Source organism: Nocardioides caricicola (assembly GCF_039541135.1).
Lineage (GTDB): Bacteria > Actinomycetota > Actinomycetes > Propionibacteriales > Nocardioidaceae > Nocardioides > Nocardioides caricicola.
In genome coordinates this window covers 953,382-970,678 of sequence record NZ_BAABFQ010000003.1, presented here as the reverse complement: position 1 = coordinate 970,678, position 17,297 = coordinate 953,382, and the positions used below count along the sequence as shown (strand labels likewise).

Genomic DNA, 17,297 nt, shown 5'->3' with positions numbered 1-17,297 from the left:
ATGTGTATATGATGTACACATGGCCTACAGCACCATCACCGACCTCGACAAGGACGCCGCCCAGCGGCACAGCCACGAGCTGCTCCAGCGGGTCCTGAGCACCGAGTCGAGCACCTACGTCACCGGCCCGACGGGCACCGGGAACGGCGAGCGCGTGCTCGTCCTCGGTGGCACCGGGTACATCGGCCGGGCGCTGGTCCCCGAGCTCGCCCGCCGCGGCTACCGGCCCGCGGTGCTGTCGCGCAGCGCGGAGGTGAAGAACGAGGCGGAGTACGCCGACGCCGAGGTCATCGTCGGCGACGCCACGAAGGCCGCCGACGTGGCCGCCGCGGTCGCCGCCGCACCGACCGCCGTCGTGATCTCGCTGCTGTCGGGCCGCAAGCCCAACGACGCCGAGGACTGCCGCCAGGTCGACCACGAGGCCGTCGTGCACGGCATCAAGGCCGCCGTCGCGAACGACGTGAAGCAGTTCATCCACATCAGCGACTACGGCGTCTACCGACCCGAGCTGATCCCGCAGGTCTACAAGATCCAGGTCGAGGGCGAGCTCATCGGCCAGCACCACGGCTACGTCCCGTGGACGATCATCCGGCCCACGGCGTACTTCCCGTACCTCTCGGTCGCGTTCGGCGACGTCAAGAACGGCCTCGCCTACCGCATCTACGACCACGGCGAGTGGAACGTCGTGAACCCGATCGCGCGCGAGGACCTGGCGGAGTTCATCGTCAACCAGGTGCTCAACGACGACGCGATCGGCCGGATCCTGCCGGTCGGCGGCCCGTGGAGCGCCGACAACACCGTGACGCTCAAGGGCGCCGGCGAGTTCATGTTCGAGCTCACCGGCAAGGAGCCCCAGTGGGAGGTCGTCACGATGGCCAGCTGGGACAAGAAGATCAAGCGTCTGGCCCGGCTCAGCAAGCTGACCAAGCAGCTCAAGCCGGTCGTGTTCTACCTCGAGGCCGCCAAGTACTGGTCGGTCGTCGACCACGTCGCGCCGGCCTACGGCACCCGCACGCTGAAGGGCTTCATGGAGAAGCTCGTCGACCGCGAGTTCCCGACCGGGAGCTACCGCGAGCGGATGCGCTCCGGCACGAACGTGATGCCCACCGACATCTGAGGGTGAGATGGAGCAGCGGCCCCGGGGCGATCCTCCGGGGCTGTTGCGATTTCGGCCCCTAGCCGCGGTAGCTGCTGTCCGGCAGCATCTCGGGACACGTGCCGCCGGGAGAGGTGGCCAGCTCGAAGTGCCAGGGCTCGTTGGCGAACATCTGGCACAAGCCGTACGCCGAGCCGTGCTCGCCCAGCCACGCCGCGCTCTCGGGCGGGCCGATGTCGAGGGCGTCGCCGGTGACGTGCGCGGACTCGTCCGGGGTGGCGACGTACCGGCTCGCCTCCTCCTCGCTCCCGTACTTCTGGACCGCCTCGTCGAAGAGCCGTTGCTGGTGCGCCGGGCTGCGCCATCCGCTGTTGACCACCAGCGTCACGCCGTCGGCGCGGGCGGCGTCCTTCGCGTCGAGGAACGCGGCGCGGAGGTCGGGGTCGACCCGGTTGACCGCCGCCTGTCCCTGCGGCAGGTGCACGGCGGGGCGGAACAGCGGCTGGCCGCCGGCCCCGAGGGTGTCGTCGCTCCCGCAGGCCGCGGTCACCAGGACGACGGCGAGGAGGGCGGCAGGAAGGCGGAGGTTCGTGGGCACCTCACCACGGTGTCAACGCCGGCGGGTGCGCACCTCCGTCGCAGGTGCCGGGTCGCGGGACCTGAGGACAGCGCTCGTCCTCCCCGTGGATCAGTACCGCTGCATCTCCCACGCCAGGTCGATCGCCGCGCGCACCGCGGCGGGGTCGGCCTCGTCGAGGTAGGCCTCGACCTTGTGGTGCGACTCCATGCGCGGCGGGACGCCGAAGCTGCCGGGGTGGCTCTCCAGCAGCGACTCCCGCTTCTCGAGCGGCACCCGGATGACCACCGTCCGCGCGTCGTCGAGACGGGCGACCAGGCGGTCGCGGACGTACCACGCCGGGCGCGCCTCGGTGCCCTTGCGCTTCACCTCCGGCAGCGACTCGGCGTACCGGCCGACCTCGTCGGGCGTCATGTGGGCAGCGTAGTTCTCGATGGTCTGCAAGACTCTGGCTCGCAGGGGCCGAACGTCGCTCGGAGGATGCCATGACCACGCCAGCCGGAGAGTCCGATGCGAGTGCGGCCGCGGTCGCGCCGCTCGCCCCGCCCGACGCGTCACTGACCCTCGTCGCGCCCGCGGCGCCGGCACCGGTGGTCGCGACCCAGGCGCCGAAGATGGCGCCGCAGGTGCCGTCCGCCGTGCTGCCGGAGCTCGACGCCAAGGTCGAGGGCTTCATGTCCGCGTTGGGCAGCACGGCCGTGGGGAGCCCGGAGTTCGCGCAGCAGGCGGAGAGCGTGCGGACCATGGGTGACGACGACATCCGCCGGGCCGCCGAGACGTCGAACCGGATGCTCCAGCAGCCGGTGAAGGCGCTCAAGGACGGCGGCATCTCCGAGGGCTCCGCGGTCGGCAAGACGTTGCTCGAGCTGCGGCGCACCGTCGAGGACCTCGACCCGAGCCAGGCCGCCGGCGCCAAGCGCTGGCTGGACCTGCTGCCCTTCGGCGACAAGGTCACCGACTACTTCCGCAAGTACCAGTCCGCGCAGAGCCAGCTCAACGGCATCCTGCACAGCCTGCGCAACGGCCAGGACGAGCTCACCAAGGACAACGTCGCGCTCAACCTCGAGAAGACGAACCTCTGGGCGTCGATGGGCCGGCTCAACCAGTACGTCTACGTCGCCGAGCAGCTCGACACGAAGCTGTCGGCCAAGATCGCCGAGCTCGAGCTCACCGACCCCGATGCGGCGAGGACGCTGTCGCAGGACGTGCTGTTCTACGTCCGCCAGAAGCACCAGGACCTGCTGACCCAGCTCGCGGTCTCGATCCAGAGCTACCTCGCGATCGACATCATCATCAAGAACAACATCGAGCTCATCAAGGGCGTCGACCGGGCGTCGACGACCACCATCTCCGCGCTGCGCACGGCGGTCATCGTGGCGCAGGCGCTGGGCAACCAGAAGCTCGTCCTCGACCAGATCTCGGCGCTCAACACCACGACCTCCGGGATGATCGAGCGGACCTCGGAGATGCTCAAGGACAACTCCGCGCAGATCCAGGAGCAGGCGGCCTCGTCGAGCATCGGCATCGAGCAGCTGCAGGCGGCGTTCGCCAACATCTACGCGACCATGGACTCCATCGACGAGTTCAAGATCAAGGCGCTGGACACCATGTCCCAGACGATCGGGGTCCTCGAGACCGAGGTCGACAAGTCCAGGGCCTACCTCGACCGGGTGCAGGCGCACGACGCGCGCAACGCGGCCGGGACCCTCGACCTCTCCACGCTGCCGACCAGCTGACGTGGGCCTGAAGTCGTGGCTGGGGCGCCGACGCGGTGAGGAGCAGGCGGCGGCCGTCCCGCCCGCGCCGACCGAGCAGGACATCCTGGCTGCGCTCAACCGGGTCAACGCCATGCTCGCCGAGGGCAACGCCCCGCCGGTCATCACCTCTCGGGTGCAACGCATCGCGCGCACGATCCGCGACACGCTGCCGCAGCTGCGCCACCTCGGCGTCGGCACGATCGAGAGCTACTCCGTGATGGCGACCGCCACCGACTACCTCCCGGAGGCGGTCGGGGGCTACCTGCGGCTCCCGCGGGAGTGGGCCGACACCCGGCCGATCGACGGCTACAAGACCTCGCTGATGGTGCTCGTCGACCAGCTCGAGCTGCTGGCCGCGACCATGGACAAGATCCTCGATGCGGCCAACCGTGCCGACGCGCAGGCCCTGATCGCGCACGGGATGTTCCTGCAGGCCAAGTTCGGCCCGCCCTCCGGGCCCGACCTCACGTTGGGACCGACGCCATGAACCTGCGCGACGCGCTGAAGGCGCTCGAGGACGCCGCCACCGCGGCCGGCGTCGACCCCGGGGAGGCGCGGGTCGAGGGGGAGCGGCTGGCTGCGACCGTGGCCGAGCCGGCCAAGGGCGCGTACGTCGACTGGGTCGAGCTGACCGGTGGAGGACGCAGCGCCGAGGACTTCATGGCGGCCGCGTCGAAGGGCCGTCGCTACCGCTCGGCGCCGACCCCGACGATGAGCGCGCTCGCGCTCGCAGGCTCGGCGCACGCGGCGGCGTACGCCAAGGCGCTCGCGGACGTCGCGCTCGCGGGCAGCGAGCTCGGGGAGGTCAACCCTCGCGCGGTCGGGAACGCCGCGACCGCCGCCTCGGCGCAGCTGATGGAGGCGCCGCTCGCCTCGCCGCGAGAGCCGGTACAGCAGGCGGCCGCGCCGCCGGCGGAGCAGCCGGAGGCGGAGCCGGAGCCGGAGCCGAAGACGGTCGAGGAGCTGCTCGCCGAGCTCGACGCGCTGGTCGGGCTGACGGAGGTGAAGGCGGAGATCCACCGCCAGGCCGCGGTCCTGCGCGTCGAGGGCCTGCGCGCCGAGGCCGGGCTGAAGGCACCGACGATCACGCGGCACATGATCTTCAACGGCAACCCCGGCACCGGGAAGACCACGGTGGCGCGGCTGGTCGCGGGCATCTACCGCGCGCTCGGGCTGCTCTCGAAGGGCCAGCTCGTCGAGGTCGACCGCTCCGAGCTGGTCGCGGGCTACCTCGGCCAGACCGCGATGAAGACCGCCGAGGTCGTGAAGTCCGCCGAGGGCGGGGTGCTGTTCATCGACGAGGCCTACGCGCTGGCGGGCGACCAGTACGGCACCGAGGCGATCGACACCCTGGTCAAGGAGATGGAGGACAAGCGCGACGACCTGGTGGTGATCGTGGCCGGGTACCCGCTCCCGATGGCGGTGTTCATCGCGCAGAACCCCGGGCTCGAGAGCCGCTTCCGCACCACCATCGACTTCGCGGACTACACCGACGACGAGCTCGCCGAGATCTTCCGGGTGATGGCCGCCGCGGCCGAGTACGACGTCGCCGAGACCGTGGTCGACCGGCTGCGCGAGATCCTCGGGACGGTGACGCGCGGGCCGACCTTCGGCAATGCTCGGTACGTGCGCAACCTCCTCGAAGCCGCGATCGGCGCCCACGCGTGGCGGCTGCGCGACGTCGGGTCGCCGACGGTCGAGCAGCTGCGCACGATCCTCGCCGAGGACCTCGCCCCGGTCGCAGAGGAGCCATCATGACGGTGACCCAGGCGCCTCCCGCGAAGGCGGAGAAGCGCACCGAGGACGTCCCCGGCCTGCTCAGCCGCTGGCAGCTGTTCGCCGTCCTGGCGTGCCTGGTCTTCGCCGCGCTGACCGCCGGCATCCAGGCGCTGTCGTGGAACGCGAACCGCCAGGCCGCGAACAACACCGAGCAGCTGGTGCGGGTGCAGAACATCCAGTCGACGCTGTTTCGCGCCGACGCGCTCGCGACGACGGCGTTCCTCACCGGCGGTCTCGAGCCGCCCGAGCAGCGCGCGGAGTACGACGAGGCGATCGAGACGGTCACCCGGCAGATCGCCGAGGCGGCCGAGGCCCAGCCGGCCGACCGCGACGCGCTCGCGGCGCTCAACACAGCTGTCACGGACTACAACGCGACGATCGCCCAGGCGCGGGCCAACAACCGCCAGGGCTTCCCGGTGGGCGCGGAGTACCTCCGCACCGCCTCGACCGGGCTGCGCAACACCGCGGTCGAGGGCTCGGCGATCCCGATCGCGCAGGCGCTCGTGGCCGCGAACGCCGAGCGTGCCGAGGACGAGCTCGGCGCCCAGCACCCGTACCTCATCCTGCTGCCCGGGCTGGCCGCTCTCGGCGTCCTGTACTGGGTCAACCGCCAGATCGCGAGCCGCTTCCGGCGGCGCATCAACGTCGGGCTCGCGGCCGCGTTCATCGCCGTGGGAGTCCTCACCGTCGTCGGCTTCTTCGTAGCCGCGGTCCAGGCCGGCAACAACAACGACCTCGAGGACGGCAGCTACGCCACGTCGTACCGCGAGTCGACCGCCCGTACCGCCGCCAACGACGCGAAGGCCAACGAGAGCCTGCGGCTGATCTCGCGCGGATCCGGCCAGGTCTACGAGGACAAGTGGGTGGTCGCCTCGCAGACCGTGGAGGACAACGCCTCGAGCGAGACGCTGCCGTTCTGGGCCGACTACGTCGCGGTCCACGACGACGTCGTCCGGCTCGACACCGAGGGTCAGTACGACCAGGCCGTGAAGCTGTCGACGACGGACACCACGCTCGACGCGTTCGACTCCCGCTCGCAGGAGGTCATCGCGGACGCCGGCTTCGAGACGACCGACGCGCTGCGCAGCGGCAACACCGGGATCCTGGTCCTCGCGTTCTTCACGCTGGCGATCGGGATCGCCGCCGCCGGCGCCGCGACCTGGGGGATCGGCCTGCGACGGAGGGAGTACGCATGAGACGCCTCGTTCTCGCCGTCGCGACGTTCGCCCTGCTCGCCGGGTGCGGTTACTCCGACACCGAGGTCCCGGCCGCAGTCACGCCGGAACCCGCGAAGGTCACGCCGGCCCCGCCCTGTGACGACACCGGCGACCCGACCCGGTCGTACGCGCCTGCGGGCGTGACCAACGGCCCCACCATCGCCGAGATCCGCGAGCGTGGGTTCCTGCGCGCAGGGGTGTCGGCCGACAGCTACCTGCTCGGCTCGCGCAATCCGTTCACCGGGCAGATCGAGGGCTTCGACATCGACATGGTGAACGCGATCGCAGCCGCGATCTTCGGCACCGCGCAGGGTCACGTGCAGCTGCGGGTGATCTCCGCGGCCGACCGGATCCCGCTGCTGCAGAGCAGCGAGCTCGACATCGTCGCCCGCAACATGACGATCAACTGCTCGCGGTGGAAGGACATCGCCTTCTCCGCCGAGTACTTCCGCTCCGGCCAGAAGGTCCTGGTCGCCCAGGACTCCGGCATCCGCAGCGTCGCCGACCTGTCCGGCAAGCGCGTCTGCGCGCCGTCCGGCACGACCAGCCTCGACAACATCCAGCAGATCGCGCCCGACGCGATCCCGGTGACCGCGGGCAACCACACCGGCTGCCTGCTGAAGTTCCAGAACGGCGAGGCCGACGCGATCACCGGAGACGACACCGTGCTCGCCGGCCTGGCCGCGCAGGACCCGTACGCCGAGGTGCTCACGGGCGAGGCCCTGACGGACGAGCCGTACGGCATCGGCGTCAACGAGGACGACGTCGACCTCGTCCAGCTCATCAACGGCGTGCTCGAGGACATGCGGGCCGACGGGTCGTGGCAGGCGTCGTACAAGAAGTGGCTGCAGCCCTCGCTGAAGGCGCCCGCCACCCAGCCGCAACCGGTCTACGGCCGATGACGGCTGCCCCCACGCCTCCCGGCGCGCTCGGCTCCGCGCCCGAGCCGATCGTGCTCCAGGGCTACCTGAACGACCTGGACGCGTGGGTGCGCGCCCGCAAGCTCGAGCTGGACGAGCTGGACGCCGCCGCGCTGGCGGCCGGCCGCGGCGACGAGGTCGCCGCCGACATGGCGCTGGCCCTCTCGCTCTGGAAGGCGGTCTCCGACCGCTGGCAGCTGATGTGGGCGACGTGGGACGGCGGCCGGGTGGGGGAGGCGGAGCGGGCCCGGATCACCACGCTGGCCTGGGGCCGCCTGGACGGTACGACCGGCGCCGTGTCCGTGCCCGAGGCCTGCCGGCTGTCGGATGCGCTGGCGGCTCAGCTGCGCGCGACCCTGTCGCTGATGCCCGGCGCGGATGCCGCGGCCGCCCGGATCAAGGAGCTGCGCGCCCAGCTCGAGCGGGTCCGCGACCAGGTCGCCCTCGAGCCCGCGATCGCCCGGGACGAGCCGGTCGAGCGGCTCGCCGGGCTGCTGCAGCGGCTGGCCGAGGTCGCCGAACGCGCCTCGCGCGGCGCCGACGTCGGTGGGCTGCTCGGCCCGCTCGAGGCGGACGCGTCCACCTTCGAGCGCGACCTGATCGTCGGCAACGCCCGGCGCCGCGAGGCGCGCGACCAGCTCGAGGACGCGCGCGAGCTGCGCGCCGACCTGGCCGCGCGGGCCGCGGCGCTGCACGTGCTCGCCGAGACGTGCGTCCGCACCGTCGACCCGTCACCGCGCTACGCGGTGCCCGACGTCGACGCGCTCGGCCCGATCCCGAACACCCCCGACGCGCTGGCGGCGTACGTCCAGAAGCTGCAGCGGGTCGCGGCCGCGCTCACCCTGGCGGAGCAGGAGTACGCCGGCGCGCTCGCCGAGCACACCCAGCTCGTGGAGCTGCTCGACGCGTACGTCACCAAGGCGCGCTCGCTGGGTGTCGCCGACCGGCCCGACCTCGCCGACAGCGAGCGCCGGGCGCGTGAGGTGCTCGACCGCGAGCCGGCGCCGATGGCCGTGTGCCGCCAGCTGGTGAGCACGTACCAGACGTGGCTCAGCCAGCTCGACCACTCGAAGGAGTCCGCATGAGGTGCACCCAGCCCGGCTGCAGCGGAACCATCGCCGACGGCTACTGCGACGTGTGCGGCATGGCCGCCCAGCCCGGGAGCGCTGCGGCCGCCGCGCCTGCGCCGGCCGCGTCCGACGGCTCGGCCTGCACCCAGCCGGGCTGCACCGGCAAGATCCTCGACGGGTACTGCGACGTCTGCGGCTCGCCCGCCGCGGCCGCGCCGTCGGTCGCCCACGAAGCCCAGCCACTCTCGGGCGGTGTGTCCGTCGCGACCGCGTCCGCCAGCAAGATGCAGTCGGCCGCGATCGGGTCGAGGCTCGCCAGCTCGACCGGATCCACGTCGACCCACCGCACCCGCACCGGCTCGCAGCGGGTCCGCGCCGCCCGCCTCGGCGCCGGGCTCACGGTCGTGCCTCCCGCGCCGCCGGTGGACGCGAGCAAGGCGATCAACCCAGATCCGCGGGTGCCCGAGGACAAGCGCACCTGTTCCAAGTGTGGCAACGCGATCGGCCGCAGCATCGACGGCAAGCCCGGCCGGACCGAGGGCTTCTGCCCGCAGTGCGGACAGGAGTTCTCGTTCACGCCGAAGCTGCAGCCCGGCGACGTCGTGGGCAACCAGTACGAGGTGGCGGGGGCGATCGCGCACGGTGGTCTCGGCTGGATCTACCTCGCCAAGGACCGCAACGTCTCCGACCGCTGGGTCGTGCTCAAGGGCCTGCTGAACTCCGGCGACCCGGACGCGCTCGCGGCGGCGATCGCCGAGCAGCGCTTCCTCGCCCAGGTCGAGCACCCGCTGATCGTCGAGATCTACAACTTCGTGACCCACGAGGGCGCCGGCTACATCGTCATGGAGTACGTCGGCGGCAAGTCGCTGAAGCAGATCCTCAAGGCCCGGATGGCCGCCAACAACGGCGCCTACGACCCGCTGCCGGTCGACCAGGCCCTGGCGTTCATCCTCGAGGTGCTGCCGGCGTTCCAGTACCTCCACGACCTCGGCCTGGTCTACTGCGACTTCAAGCCGGACAACCTGATTCAGGTCGGCGACGCGGTCAAGGTGATCGACCTCGGCGGCGTCCGCCGCATCGACGACCAGGAGTCGGCGATCTACGGCACCGTCGGGTACCAGGCGCCCGAGGTCGCGCACGTCGGCCCCAGCGTGGCCAGCGACATCTACACGATCGGGCGCACCCTCGTCGTGCTGTGCATGGAGTTCCGCGGCTACCAGGGCACCTACCTGCACACGCTGCCCCCGCCGGAGTCCACGCCGCTGTTCGCCCAGCACGACTCGCTGTACCAGCTGATCGCCAAGTGCTGCGCACCCGACCCGGCCGACCGGTTCGCGTCGGCCGACGAGCTGCGCGGCCAGCTGCTCGGCGTCCTGCGCGAGGTCGTCGCCGCGCGCACCGCCGGCACGGCGCTCACCTCGGCGGCGTCGGTGCTGTTCGAGTCGCCGTCGGCCTCGGCCTCGGTGCTGCACTGGGACGACCTGCCCGCGCTGCGCCCCGACACCACCGACCCCCAGCACGCCTGGCTGTCCACCATCGGCAGCGACGACCCGGCCCGGCGGCTCGAGGACCTCGCGGCCGCGGCCGACTCGACCGCCGAGGTGCTGCTGGCCCGCGCGCACGCGGCGCTCGAGCTGGGGGACCCGAAGCGTGCGCACGCGTTCGCCGACGAGCTGCTCGCCCAGGACCCGTGGGACTGGCGGGCGCTGTGGATGGACGGGCTCGCCGCCATGCAGGAGGAGGACTGGGCGTCGGCGCAGTCGGCGTTCAACGCGGTCTACCAGCAGGTGCCCGGCGAGCTCGCGCCCAAGCTCGCGCTGGCGATCGCGTGCGAGAAGGGCGGTCTCCCGGACGTCGCCGAGGGCCTGTACGGCACGTGCGCCGCGACCGACGCGACGTACGTCGCGCCCGCGGCGTTCGGCATGGCCCGCGTGCGCGCCCAGCGCTCGGACACCCAGGGCGCGGTCGCCGCGCTCGACATGGTGCCGTCGACCAGCCGCGGCTACCCCGAGAGCCGGCAGCTGCGCGCCGAGGTCCTCCTCGCCGGCGGGAGCGCCGACCTGGCCGTGCTCGACCAGGCGATGCGCTCGATCGAGTCGGTGTCGATGGACGCGACCGCACGCCAGCTCTACACGGTGCGGATCCTGTCGGAGGCGCTCGAGGCGGTGGCGACCGGCACGCCGGGCGGCACCATCGGCAGCTACCCCGCGACCGAGGACGGGATCCGCGACGGGCTGGAGAAGGCGTTCCGCACGCTCGCTCGCGAGGCGCCGTTGCGCGAGGACCGGGTCAGCCTGGTCAACCAGGCGAACGCCGTCAGGAGCTGGACGCTGACATGACCGACGCCACCTGCCCGTCCTGCGGCGCCGTCGTCGCCGTCGGCGCGAAGTTCTGCGAGAGCTGCGGCAAGCCGCTCGGCGGTAACCCGCCGGCCGCTCCGGTTGCGCCCACCGCGGTCGACGACCTGAGCCCGATCAGCGCACCCACGCACCGCAAGGTCGCCGACTCCGACGTCGTGGCAGGCCCGCGCCCCTGCCTGTCGTGCGGGGGAGCGGTGGGACCGGACGGCTACTGCGAGACGTGCGGGGCCAAGGCGCCGACCGAGCGCGACCACTTCCGCGAGACCCCGGCGTCGTGGGTCGCGGGCGTCTGCGACCGCGGCATCGTCCACCACCGCAACGAGGACGCGATGGCGCTGCTCGCGTCTGAGGGACGCGCGGTGCTGGTCGTGCTCGACGGGGTCTCGAACTCCATCGACTCCGACGTCGCCTCGCTCGCCGGCGCCAAGGCCGCGCGCGACGTGCTCGCGACGCCGTTCCCGCAGGGCATGGGTACGCCGGCCAGCCGCACCGGCGCGATCACCAAGGTGCTCGCCGAGGCAGCCACCGCCGCCAACGACGCCGTCGTCGCCGCCACGGACCCGGCGTCGACCAACCCCGCGTCCGCGACGTTCGCGGTCGCCGTGCTGGAGGGGAGCCTGCTGGCCTACGCCAACATCGGCGACTCCCGGGTGTACTGGCTGCCCGACGGCGGACCGGCCGTCCAGCTCACCGTCGACGACTCCGCGGCGCAGCAGCAGATCGAGGCCGGCGTCCCGCGGGCGGTCGCGGAGACGTCCAAGGACGCGCACGCGATCACGAAGTGGCTCGGCCGCGACGCCCCCGACGTCACGCCGCGCACCGGTCAGGTCGAGCTCACCGGCCCCGGCTGGCTCGTCGCGTGCTCCGACGGGCTGTGGAACTACGCGTCCGAGCCGGACGCCCTCGCGGCCCAGGTCGCGGCCGCCGGCACCGCCGTACCGCTCGACCTCGCCCTCGCCCTGGTGGCCTTCGCGAACGCCCAGGGCGGGCGCGACAACATCACCGCGGCCGTTGCCCGCGTAGAGCAGAATGCCAGCGAACCCGCGACCGCAGGAGGAGCCTGATGGCTGAGTTCAGCGCCACCGTCTACCAGAACGAGTTCCTCCCGGACGGGGGCACGGACGTCAACGCGATCGTCACCGTGACCTGCTCCGGTGCCGGCACCGCGGGTCAGACCGGGGCGGGCTCGGCGGGCGAGATCATCATCGTGGACACGTCGGGGTCGATGGGTCCGGAGACGATGGCGGCCGCGAAGCGGGCGGCGCAGGCCGCGCTCGCCGAGATCGTCGACGGCACGTACGTCGCGGTGATCTCCGGCTCGAACCGCGCCCAGCTGGTCTTCCCGCAGGTCCGCTCCGGCCCGGCCATGGTGCCGATGGACGCACGCGCGCGGGAGTTCGCCAGCCAGGCGATCGAGGGGTTCCACGGCTCGGGCGGTACGGCGATGAGCACCTGGCTGGACCTGGCCGGCTCGGTGTTCGCGTCCGTGCCCGAGGTGACCCAGCGGCACGCGATCCTGCTGACCGACGGCGAGAACCGCGAGTCCGAGGGCGCCCTCACCGAGGCGATCGGCCGGGCCACCGGCTACTTCCAGTGCGACTGCCGCGGCGCCGGCACCGACTGGCAGGTCGAGGAGCTCCGCCGGATCTCGCAGGCGCTGCTCGGGACCGTCGACATCATCCCGGAGCCGGCGCAGATGCAGGCGCAGTTCCAGGAGATGATGCGCAACTCGATGGCGCGCGGCGTCGCCGACGCGCAGCTGCGGGTGTGGACCCCGCAGGGCGCGCAGATCCTGTTCGTCCGCCAGGTCGCGCCGTCGGTCGACGACCTCACCGGACGCCGGGTCGAGGTCAACGCGCTCACCGGCGCCTACCCGACCGGTGCCTGGGCCGACGAGTCCCGCGACTACCACGTGGGCGTCCGGGTCGCGGCGAAGGCGATCGGGCAGGAGCAGCTCGCGGCCCGCGTCCAGCTCGCGATCGGGGAGAACGTCGTCGCGCAGGGGCTGGTCAAGGCGACCTGGTCCAACAACTCCGAGCAGACGGCCAAGATCGACCCGCAGGTCGCGCACTACACCGGCCAGACCGAGCTCGCCGCGATGATCCAGGAAGGCCTGGCCGCCAAGGCCGCGGGCGACACCGCGACCGCCACGACCAAGCTCGGCCGCGCCGTCCAGCTGGCCGCCGAGACCGGCAACGACGAGGCGACGTCCAAGCTGCGCAAGGTCGTCGACATCGACGACGAGAAGGAAGGCACCGTCCGGCTCAAGGCTGCGGTGAACAAGGCCGACGAGATGGCCCTCGACACGGCGTCCACCAAGACCACCCGGATCAAGAAGTGAGCACCTGCCCCGCCGGTCACGAGTCGACCGCCACCGACTACTGCGACGTCTGCGGCCTCGCGATGGGAGCCCCTGCTGCTGCCGCTGCCCCCGCCGACGCTCCGGTGGACACCAGCAGCTGCCCGAACTGCTCGGCGGCCAACCCGCCGAACGCGCTCTTCTGCGAGGCCTGCGGCTACGACTTCACCACCGGCTCGATGCCGCGGCCGCTGACCCCGCCCGCGAGCGCCGCCCCGGCCGAGCCCGCGGCCTCCGCGAACCCGTCGCCGCCGCTCACCGAGCGCTGGGTGGCCGAGATCTGGATCGACCCGGACTGGTACGCCGACCAGGAGTCGACCGACCCGCTCCCGTCACCGGGGCTGCCGCGCGTCGTACGCCTCGAGAACACCTCGATCCTGATCGGCCGCGCCTCACGCAGCCGCAACATCACCCCCGACATCGACCTCTCGTCCGACAACGGGATCAGCCGCCGGCACGCCCAGCTCACCACCGACGGCACCCGCTGGTGGGTCGAGGACCTCGGCTCGTCGAACGGCACGTACGTCGGCGGCAACGTCGGCGCCCTGCCGTCCACGCCGGTGCCGGTCGGGCAGAAGCAGGAGGTCTCCGACGACGACCGGATCTACGTCGGCGCCTGGACCCGCATCGTCGTGCGCCGGGCCGCCGAGGGGGAGTGAGCTCGCCGAGCCGGCTGGTGTCGCTGCTGCCGGTTCACCACGGTATGTAGCCGAACCTGCACTTCCCAGGGCGTGCACACCATGGGAAGTGCTGGTTCACCAGGGCACCATGGTGAACCTGCGACGACGCCCGGTGACCTACCGCTTGGTGGCGATCAAGGCGCTCGCGTCGGGGGCGACCATCACCTCGACGGACGTGAACCGCTCGTCGGTGAGCCACTGCTCGCGCAGGGTGTCGACGCGGCCGTAGGCGATCGGCGGCCAGACCTCGCAGGGCGTGAAGTCGTCGAGCACCACGATGCCGCCGGGCTCGACCAGGTCGGCGACGGAGTCGACGCCGACCTCGCTCGGCTCCCCGGAGTCGAGGAACAGCAGCGAGAACGGGCCCTTGTCGAGCAGCGTCGACCAGTCCGCCGAGAGGACCTCGACCTGCTCGTCGTCCACGAAGATCTCGGCGGCGGCGTCGGCGAGCTTCGCGTTGAGCTCGGCGGTGACGATCTTGGTGTCGGGGCCGCGGACGCCGGATCGCAGCCACGCCGTACCCACGCCGCAGCCGGTGCCGAACTCCGCCATCGTGCCTTCGCGGGTCGCGGCCAGCGCGGCCAGCAGCCGACCGGTCTCGTTGCGGCAGAACGAGACGTACCCGGCCTTGCGGGACACGTCGAACGCGCGCGCGACGACGTCGGGAAGGTCCGGGGGAGCACTCATGCGAGGGAGTCTTGCATTTCGGATCAACCGTCTCGCATGTCGAACACTCCGTGGAAACTGCGCCCATCGGCGCGATCGCTACCGTACGGTAATCGCACCATGCGGAGCGTCTTCGTACTTATTGAGCGCCGCGGCGGGGCCTGAGAGAGGCCACCTCGCCGCGGAGTTCGGCGTTGCATGGGCTTCTCGATACATCTGCATCGAAGACGCCCCGGCGAGGTCGCCAGCACTCCGCGCGATCCGCCGTCTGCATGGTTCTAGCTCCCCTCGTGCGATCCACGAGCCCGGACTGACTTTCGTCCGTGGTGTCTTCGTTTCAGGTGTATCGGGCCGATCAATACCGATGACCGCACCATCCGGAACCGACACCAGACAGGAAGAGCAGACCGATGTACGACATGTACCCCGACTGGGGACCCGCCCAGCACCACCCGGACAACCCGCGCAGCCACGAGAACGTGACTGCCGCCCTGCAGGCGTCTCTCGACCTGCGGGACAACGGCGGCCAGCGCCCGGACGACAACTAGCGTTCGGCCCATGACCACTGACTCGTTCGCATCCACCGGCACGATCAAGCTCGCCGTCATCCCCGGCGACGGCATCGGGCAGGAGGTGACCGCCGAGGCCCTCAAGGTGCTCGAGGTCGCCTCGCCGGCCGGCGTGAAGTTCGAGCAGACCCGCTACGACCTCGGGGCCGAGCGGTACCTCGCGACCGGCGAGGTGCTCCCTGACTCCGTGCTCGACGAGATCCGTCAGCACGACGCCATCCTCCTCGGCGCCGTGGGCGGCAAGCCCAACGACCCGAACCTGCCCCCGGGCATCCTCGAGCGTGGGCTGCTGCTCAAGATGCGCTTCGCGCTCGACCACTACGTGAACCTCCGCCCGTCGCGGATCTTCCCCGGCGTCCCCGGCCCGTTGGCCAGCCCGGGCGAGGTCGACTTCGTGGTCGTCCGTGAGGGCACCGAGGGGCCGTACACCGGCAACGGCGGTGCGCTGCGCGTCGGTACGCCGCACGAGATCGCGACCGAGGTCTCGGTGAACACCGCGTTCGGCGTCGAGCGGGTCGTGCGTGACGCGTTCGCCCGCGCCCAGCGCCGCCCGCGCAAGAAGCTCACGCTGGTCCACAAGACCAACGTTCTCGTGCACGCGGGCTCGGTCTGGTGGCGCCTCTTCCAGGAGGTGGGCGCGGAGTACCCCGACGTGACCACCGACTACCTGCACATCGACGCCGCGACCATCTTCATGACCACGGACCCGTCGCGCTTCGACGTGATCGTCACCGACAACCTCTTCGGCGACATCATCACCGACCTCGCCGCCGCCATCACCGGCGGCATCGGCCTGGCCGCGTCCGGCAACGTCAACCCCGACCGGACCGCGCCCTCCATGTTCGAGCCGGTCCACGGATCCGCGCCCGACATCGCGGGCCAGCAGAAGGCCGACCCGACCGCCGCGATCCTCTCGGCGGCGCTGCTCCTCGACCACCTCGGCTTCGCCGACGCCGCCGCCTCCATCGAGGCCGCGGCCGTCGCCGACATCGCCGAGCGCCCCGCGGGCAGTGGGCCCACGGGCGGTCGCCGTACCTCCGAGGTCGGCGACGCGATCGCCGCCCGAGTAGCCGGCTGACGCCCCTCGTCCATTCGCACGGACGGCCGGGCCACCTTTGGTGCGCCCGGCCGTCGGCATTTACCTGGAAGGCCTACTAAGTTGTCACCCATGGAGATCAGCACCACTGCGTCGACCACGCCCGTCGACGACGCCCGCCTCGCGGAGATCCTCGCGAACCCCGGCTTCGGCCAGCACTTCACCGACCACATGTTCACGGTCGAGTGGACCCCGGACGCCGGCTGGCACGCCGCCCGCATCGAGCCGTACGGCCCGCTGACCCTCGACCCGGCCACCTCGGTCCTGCACTACGCGCAGGAGATCTTCGAGGGCATGAAGGCCTACCGCCACGAGGACGGCTCGATCTGGTCGTTCCGGCCCGAGGAGAACGCCGGGCGGATGGTGCGCTCCAGCCACCGCCTCGCGCTGCCCGTGCTCGAGGTCCCCGACTTCATCCAGGCCGTCGACGAGCTCGTGAAGATCGACCAGCGCTGGGTCCCGGACGCGGCGGGGGAGAAGAGCCTCTACCTGCGGCCGTTCATGTTCGGCTCCGAGGCGTTCCTCGGCGTCCGGCCGTCGCAGCACGTGACGTTCATGGTGATCGCCAGCCCGGCCGGCGCCTACTTCAAGGGCGGCATCAAGCCGGTGTCGCTGTGGCTGACCGAGGAGTACACCCGGGCCGGCCGCGGCGGCATGGGCGCGGCCAAGACCGGCGGCAACTACGCGTCGTCGCTCGTCGCGCAGCAGGAGGCCACCGCCCACGGCTGCGACCAGGTCGTCTTCCTCGACGGCCAGGAGGGCAGGTACGTCGAGGAGCTCGGCGGGATGAACATGTACTTCGTCTACGACGACGGGCACATCGTCACCCCCGCGACCGGCACGATCCTCGAGGGCATCACCCGCTCCTCGATCATCGAGCTCGCCGGCAAGCTCGGTCACCAGGTCGAGGAGCGGAAGTTCTCCATCGACGAGTGGCGCGACGGCGTCACCAGCGGCCGGATCACCGAGATCTTCGCGTGCGGTACCGCCGCGGTCGTCACCCCGGTCGGCTCGCTGAAGTGGGCCGGCGGCGAGGTGCCCGGCGCGTCCGAGGGCGGCGAGGTCACCACGCAGGTCCGGCAGGCCCTGGTGGACATCCAGTACGGCCGCGCCGAGGACACGTTCGGCTGGATGCACCGCATCGTCTGAGG

At 71.7% G+C, this 17,297-nt stretch carries 17 protein-coding genes; 14 read left to right on the top strand and 3 right to left on the bottom strand.

Going from position 1 to position 17,297, the window contains the following annotated elements:
• The first annotated feature begins 19 nt into the window (after positions 1 to 19).
• Entirely contained in the window at positions 20 to 1,117 is a 1,098-nt protein-coding gene (locus tag ABD875_RS06525; RefSeq protein WP_345172423.1) for an NAD(P)H-binding protein, read from the top strand.
• A 58-nt stretch (positions 1,118 to 1,175) separates the two neighbouring features.
• On the opposite strand, the gene ABD875_RS06520 is transcribed toward ABD875_RS06525, so the two are convergent.
• Positions 1,176 to 1,694, bottom strand: coding sequence for a M15 family metallopeptidase (locus tag ABD875_RS06520; RefSeq protein WP_345172421.1), 519 nt, complete (start codon positions 1,692 to 1,694; stop codon positions 1,176 to 1,178).
• Between the two features lie 90 nt (positions 1,695 to 1,784).
• Positions 1,785 to 2,087: a hypothetical protein gene (locus ABD875_RS06515; protein WP_345172419.1), complete on the bottom strand. Its 303-nt coding sequence runs from the start codon at positions 2,085 to 2,087 to the stop codon at positions 1,785 to 1,787.
• A gap of 71 nt (positions 2,088 to 2,158) precedes the next feature.
• Here ABD875_RS06515 and ABD875_RS06510 point away from each other — a divergent pair, with 71 nt between their 5' ends.
• The 10 genes from ABD875_RS06510 to ABD875_RS06465 are packed head-to-tail and all read left to right on the top strand — an operon-like array spanning position 2,159 to position 13,794.
• A complete protein-coding gene (locus tag ABD875_RS06510) occupies positions 2,159 to 3,409 on the top strand; it encodes a toxic anion resistance protein (RefSeq protein WP_345172417.1) in 1,251 nt (416 codons plus the stop codon).
• A 1-nt stretch (position 3,410) separates the two neighbouring features.
• Complete coding sequence (locus tag ABD875_RS06505) at positions 3,411 to 3,917, top strand: hypothetical protein (protein ID WP_345172415.1); 507 nt, start codon at positions 3,411 to 3,413, stop codon at positions 3,915 to 3,917.
• On the top strand, positions 3,914 to 5,188 hold the full coding sequence (locus tag ABD875_RS06500) for an AAA family ATPase (RefSeq protein ID WP_345172413.1): 1,275 nt from the start codon (positions 3,914 to 3,916) through the stop codon (positions 5,186 to 5,188). The genes ABD875_RS06505 and ABD875_RS06500 overlap by 4 nt, the downstream gene beginning before the upstream one ends.
• Positions 5,185 to 6,405 (top strand): hypothetical protein, encoded by a 1,221-nt coding sequence (locus tag ABD875_RS06495; protein WP_345172412.1) that lies wholly within the window; start codon positions 5,185 to 5,187, stop codon positions 6,403 to 6,405. The genes ABD875_RS06500 and ABD875_RS06495 overlap by 4 nt, the downstream gene beginning before the upstream one ends.
• The gene (locus ABD875_RS06490) at positions 6,402 to 7,328 is read left to right on the top strand and encodes a glutamate ABC transporter substrate-binding protein (RefSeq protein ID WP_345172410.1); all 927 of its coding nucleotides are present in this window, start codon (positions 6,402 to 6,404) and stop codon (positions 7,326 to 7,328) included. The genes ABD875_RS06495 and ABD875_RS06490 overlap by 4 nt, the downstream gene beginning before the upstream one ends.
• Positions 7,325 to 8,431, top strand: coding sequence for a hypothetical protein (locus ABD875_RS06485; RefSeq protein ID WP_345172408.1), 1,107 nt, complete (start codon positions 7,325 to 7,327; stop codon positions 8,429 to 8,431). Before ABD875_RS06490 ends, ABD875_RS06485 begins: the two co-directional genes overlap by 4 nt.
• Positions 8,428 to 10,755: a serine/threonine-protein kinase gene (locus ABD875_RS06480; RefSeq protein ID WP_345172406.1), complete on the top strand. Its 2,328-nt coding sequence runs from the start codon at positions 8,428 to 8,430 to the stop codon at positions 10,753 to 10,755. Before ABD875_RS06485 ends, ABD875_RS06480 begins: the two co-directional genes overlap by 4 nt.
• Positions 10,752 to 11,840: a protein phosphatase 2C domain-containing protein gene (locus ABD875_RS06475; protein ID WP_345172404.1), complete on the top strand. Its 1,089-nt coding sequence runs from the start codon at positions 10,752 to 10,754 to the stop codon at positions 11,838 to 11,840. Before ABD875_RS06480 ends, ABD875_RS06475 begins: the two co-directional genes overlap by 4 nt.
• Positions 11,840 to 13,117 (top strand): vWA domain-containing protein, encoded by a 1,278-nt coding sequence (locus tag ABD875_RS06470; protein WP_345172402.1) that lies wholly within the window; start codon positions 11,840 to 11,842, stop codon positions 13,115 to 13,117. Before ABD875_RS06475 ends, ABD875_RS06470 begins: the two co-directional genes overlap by 1 nt.
• On the top strand, positions 13,114 to 13,794 hold the full coding sequence (locus tag ABD875_RS06465; RefSeq protein ID WP_345172400.1) for a double zinc ribbon and FHA domain-containing protein: 681 nt from the start codon (positions 13,114 to 13,116) through the stop codon (positions 13,792 to 13,794). Before ABD875_RS06470 ends, ABD875_RS06465 begins: the two co-directional genes overlap by 4 nt.
• Positions 13,795 to 13,932: 138 nt before the next feature.
• Here ABD875_RS06465 and ABD875_RS06460 read toward each other — a convergent pair whose 3' ends face one another.
• Entirely contained in the window at positions 13,933 to 14,502 is a 570-nt protein-coding gene (locus ABD875_RS06460) for an O-methyltransferase (protein WP_345172398.1), read from the bottom strand.
• A gap of 389 nt (positions 14,503 to 14,891) precedes the next feature.
• Between ABD875_RS06460 and ABD875_RS06455 the strand changes: the two genes are divergently transcribed.
• The 3 genes from ABD875_RS06455 to ABD875_RS06445 all read left to right on the top strand — a co-directional run bounded on the left by ABD875_RS06455 (position 14,892) and on the right by ABD875_RS06445 (position 17,295).
• A complete protein-coding gene (locus ABD875_RS06455; protein ID WP_345172396.1) occupies positions 14,892 to 15,029 on the top strand; it encodes a hypothetical protein in 138 nt (45 codons plus the stop codon).
• Between the two features lie 10 nt (positions 15,030 to 15,039).
• On the top strand, positions 15,040 to 16,128 hold the full coding sequence (locus tag ABD875_RS06450) for a 3-isopropylmalate dehydrogenase (RefSeq protein ID WP_345172394.1): 1,089 nt from the start codon (positions 15,040 to 15,042) through the stop codon (positions 16,126 to 16,128).
• 90 nt (positions 16,129 to 16,218) lie between these two features.
• Complete coding sequence (locus tag ABD875_RS06445; RefSeq protein WP_345172391.1) at positions 16,219 to 17,295, top strand: branched-chain amino acid aminotransferase; 1,077 nt, start codon at positions 16,219 to 16,221, stop codon at positions 17,293 to 17,295.
• Positions 17,296 to 17,297 lie beyond the last annotated feature (2 nt).